General features: G+C 77.4%; 3 protein-coding genes and 1 pseudogene. 2 read left to right on the top strand and 2 right to left on the bottom strand.

Annotation, left to right across the window (positions count from 1 at the left end; all coding sequences use genetic code 11):
* A partial coding sequence (locus VER05_RS17350; protein ID WP_324846566.1) for an LCP family protein occupies window positions 1-1,050 on the top strand: 1,050 nt, incomplete at its 5' end.
* A 2-nt stretch (window positions 1,051-1,052) separates the two neighbouring features.
* Window positions 1,053-2,564, top strand: a complete 1,512-nt coding sequence (locus tag VER05_RS17345; RefSeq protein WP_324846565.1) for an LCP family protein — start codon at window positions 1,053-1,055, stop codon at window positions 2,562-2,564.
* Between the two features lie 131 nt (window positions 2,565-2,695).
* Here the strand turns inward: VER05_RS17345 and VER05_RS17340 are convergent.
* Window positions 2,696-3,736 (bottom strand): annotated as a pseudogene (locus tag VER05_RS17340) (acyltransferase family protein); the annotation flags it as partial.
* 137 nt (window positions 3,737-3,873) lie between these two features.
* A partial coding sequence (gene hypE, locus VER05_RS17335; protein WP_324846564.1) for a hydrogenase expression/formation protein HypE occupies window positions 3,874-4,584 on the bottom strand: 711 nt, incomplete at its 5' end.

The raw sequence follows: 4,584 nt of genomic DNA, 5'->3' as shown, positions 1-4,584 counted from the left end.
AACGCGGGTCGCGACGTGAACATCCTGCTGATGGGCTCGGACGAGCGGGACGGCGAGAACGAGGCCATCGGCGGCTACGTCGGCGGCATGCGGTCCGACACCACGATCGTGGCCCACATCTCGGCGGACCGGACCCGGGTGGAGCTCATCTCGATCCCCCGCGACTCCCTGGTGGACATCCCGTCCTGCACCATGTCCAGCGGCGAGACCACCTCCCCCCAGCGCAACGCGATGTTCAACTCCGCGTTCGCGCTCGGGGCCGACCGGGGCGGCGACATCGCCTCCGCCGCCGCCTGCGCCGTCAACACGGTGCAGCAGAACACCGGCGTGCGGATCGACCACTTCGTCGTGGTGGACTTCGCCGGCTTCACGAAGATGGTCGACGCCATCGGCGGCGTCCCGATCTGCATCCCGAACGACATGGACGCCCCGAAGGCCGGGCTGGTCCTGTCCGCCGGCGAGCAGACGCTCGACGGCACGACGGCCCTCGCCTTCGCCCGCGCGCGCACCGGCAAGGGCGTCGGCGACGGCTCCGACACCAACCGCCTCGGCCGCCAGCAGGAGCTGCTGGCCGCCGTGGTCCGCGAGCTGCTGAGCAAGAACATGCTCACCGACATCACCCAGCTGATCCGGTTCCTCGACTCGGCGACCGAGTCGCTGTCGATCGACTCCGGGTTCAGCTCGATCTCCGACATGGCCGGGCTCGCCTACAGCCTCCGGGGCGCGTCGGCTGACAACATCTCCTTCATGACGATCCCGTTCGCGGCGGCGCCGAGCGACCCGAACCGGGTGGTGTGGACCTCCGAGGCCGACACGATCTGGGCGAACGTCGCGTCCGACCAGCCGATGCTGTCCGGCACCGGGGAGGACCCGACGGCCGCCGACCCGGGGACCACCGACCCGGGCACCGCCGACCCCGGGGCCGGGGACGGCACGACCGGCACCGGCACGGAGGCGCCCGCCGCCCCCGCGCCCTCGGCGACCACCCAGACCCGCGAGGCGGGCAAGGAGGCGTTCTCCGCCGGCGACGTCACCGCGGTCTGCGGCTGACCGTGGCGCGCCCCGAGGACCGACCCCGCCGCGACGACCCCCGCGGGACCCCGCCGAGCTTCACGCCCGGGGCGGCGGGCCGGCGCCCGTCGGCCGACGGCGCCCAGCCCGTCGGCGCACCCGCGCCCGACGCCCCCGCGGCGCGCCCCGCGCGCCCGGCCCGCCCGCCGGCCCGGCCCGCGCGGACCTCCGCCCCGCGCGGCGCGGGCGACGCGCCCGCGCCGGTCGCCCCCCGGGGCGGCGACGACGCCCCCCGCCCGGTGCGCGTCTCGGGCCGCGGTGCCGCCGAGCCCGCCGCGGGCGGCGCCCCGGCCGCCGGGCCCGTGCGCTCGTCGGCCCGGCAGGGCTCCAGCGCCGTCCCCGTCGGCGCGGGTGACCGCCCCGCCGGCCGGGCGGCCGACCGCGCCGCCGACCGCCCGGCAGCGGCACGCCCACCCCGGCAGACCGCCCCGGTCGGCGCGGGCCGGACCCGCCCCGCCGCCGCGCACGGCGGCGGCCGCCCGTCCGACCCCGCCGCCGCGGCGCCCCCCGCCGCCCCGCGCCGCCGGCGCCGCCGCGGCCGGGTCGTGGCCGCGGTCGTGGTCGTCGCGCTCGTGCTGCTGCTCGCCTGGCCGATCGGCCTCGTCCTCTGGGCGGACGGCAAGATCCAGCACGTCTCCGCGCTGTCCGGCGCCGCCGACACGCCCGGGACCACCTACCTCCTCGCCGGCTCCGACTCCCGCGAGGACGGCGCGATCGAGGACAGCGAGACGGTCGGCGCCCGCACCGACACGATCCTGCTGCTGCAGGTCCCCGAGTCGGGGCCGGCCGCTCTGATCTCCCTCCCGCGCGACACCTACGTCGACATCCCGGACCACGAGCCGAGCAAGCTCAACGCCGCGTTCTCCTGGGGCGGCGCGCCGCTGCTCGTCCGCACCGTCGAGGGGCTGACGGGACTCACGGTCGACCACTACGTCGAGATCGGGTTCGGCGGCGTCGAGCAGATCGTCGACGCCCTCGGCGGCGTCGAGCTCTGCCTGGACGACAGCACGGGCATCTCGTTCCCGCTGGACGACAAGAACTCGGGCCTGGTCTGGGACGCCCCCGGCTGCAAGACCGTCGACGGCGTGCAGGCGCTGGCCTACTCGCGCATGCGGTACTCCGACCCGTCCGGCGACATCGGCCGGGGCATGCGGCAGCGCGCGCTGATCAGCGCCGTCGCGGCGAAGGCCGAGAACCCCGCGCTGCTGCTCCAGCCCGGCAAGCAGGTCGCGCTCATCGACTCCGGCACGGCCGTGCTCACCGCGAGCGACGAGACCGGCATCGTCGACCTCGGCCGGCTCGCGCTCGGGTTCCGTGCGGCCACCGGCCCGGGCGGCATCACCGGCACGCCGCCGATCAAGAGCCTGGACTACCGCCCGGGGAACGCCGGGTCGACCGTGCTCCTCGACCCGGACCAGACGCCGTCCTTCTTCGCGGCGATCCGGGACGGCTCCCTGGAGCCCGGCGTGGTGGGCGGCGTCCCCGGCTCCTGACCGGACCGGAACCCGGCGCGCACCAGGCCGGCCAGCCCGACCAGCGCGTCCCGCACCCGCTCGCACCCCGCGGTGGTCGCGCGGCGCAGCCGCGGGCCGAACGGCTTCTCGACGAACCGGTGGACCAGCCACGCGAGCAGCAGCGAGAACGCGGTCGCGGCGGCGAGGACCGCCCACACGGGCAGCCGGTCGTGCAGCAGGTGGACCACCCACAGGCCCCAGTACTCGTGCGTCAGGTACAGCGGGTAGGTCAGCGCGCCCGCGGCGGTCAGCCCGGCCCAGCGCCACCGCGCGAGCGGGGTGAGCGACACCAGGGCGACCAGGCCCACGCAGGCGGGCAGCGCGACCGCCAGCAGGACCGCGCTCGGCTCGACCACCGAGTTCGCGCCCAGCGAGTGCATCCGGGCCGGCACCAGCGCGGCGGTCGCGGCGGCGGTGTTGGCCGCCACCAGCAGCCACGGCACGACGGCGTGCCCGGTGCGGTGGACGACGTACAGCGCCATGCCCGCCGCGAACAGCGGGGCGTACGGCGCCACCAGCCAGGTGACCGCGTCCGACCAGCCCAGCGCGCGGGCCAGCAGCGCCGCGGCGGGCCACAGCGCCGCGAACCACAGCACCCGGCGCCGGGTGATCCCGACCGCGGCGAACACCGCGATCAGCAGGTAGAACCGCAGCTCGACCCAGAGCGTCCAGTAGACGCCGTCCACGTGCCCGACGTCGACCAGCGACTGCAGCAGCGTGAGGTTCACCAGCACCTGGCCGCCGGTGATCTGCTTGCCCTGCCACACGAACAGCAGCAGCGCGCCGGTCAGCAGCACCCCGGTCCAGTACGCCGGGTAGAGCCGGGCCACCCGGGAGCCGATGATGTCCGGCACCGACCGGCCCCACGCGGTCATGAGGATGACGAACCCGCTGATCACGAAGAACAGCTCCGGGCCCAGCGAGGTGTACGTCGCCCAGCCGGCGACCGCGGGCGCGACCTCGGCCAGGTCGCGCCCCCACGCGTCGGTCTGCCGGGCGGTGAAGTGGTAGGCCAGCACGCCGATCGCGGCGAGGAACCGCAGCGCGTCGAGCGCGGCGAGGCGCGGCGCGCGCGCGGCGGTCGTCGGGGTGCGGCCCGTCGCCGTCGCGGCGTGGGGGCCGGCGGAGCGGGGCGGCGCGGTGGTCGTCACCGTCTCGACGGTAGGTGCCGGACGCGGGGTCCGCCCGTCGAGCGGTGGCGTCCGGGAGGCCTCTCGACGAGACCTTCACGCCGCCTGCGGGGCGCCCGCGCGATGCTCAGGACGGGGTGCGCCGGGCGGCCGGCGGCTCAGCAGATCCGCGGCAGCTGCTCCCCGAGCGGGCGCTGCACCACCCGCGCCGCGCCCAGCGGCGACCGCGCGAGCAGCAGCCCCGGGTGCTCGGCGGTGACCCGGCCCACGACCGCCGCGCCGGCCCCGGCGGGGTGCGCGCGCAGGGCCGCGAGCGCCTCCTCGGCCCGGGCGCCGGGGACGACCGCGACCAGCCGGCCCTCGTTCGCCACGTGCAGCGGGTCGAGCCCGAGGAACCCGCAGGCCGCGGCGACGCCCGGGGGCACCGGCACCGCCGCCTCCGCGAGCTCGACGCCGACGCGGGCGGACTCGGCGATCTCGCACAGCGTGCCGGCGACCCCGCCGCGGGTGGGGTCGCGGAGCACGTGCACGTCCGGGACCGCGGCGAGCAGCGCCGCCACCAGGCCGTGCAGCGGCGCGGTGTCCGAGCGCACCTCGGTGCCGAACTCCAGGCCCTCGCGCCGGGACAGCACGGCGACGCCGTGCGCGCCGACCGCGCCCGACACCAGCACGACGTCGCCCGGCGCGGCGCGCCCGGGGCGGATGTCCACCCCGGCGGGCACGGCGCCGACGCCGGCGGTGCAGACGTACAGCCCGTCGGCCTGGCCGCGCTCGACCACCTTGGTGTCGCCGGTGACCACGGGCACCCCCGCGGCCCGGGCCGCCGCGCCCATCGCGGCCACGACGCGGCCGAGCACCGCCATCTCCAG

It is taken from the genome of Cellulomonas sp. (genome assembly GCF_035634735.1).
Classification (GTDB): domain Bacteria; phylum Actinomycetota; class Actinomycetes; order Actinomycetales; family Cellulomonadaceae; genus Cellulomonas.
The sequence above is the reverse complement of the archived record's forward strand: the minus strand, read 5'-3'. Positions and strand labels throughout refer to the sequence as shown.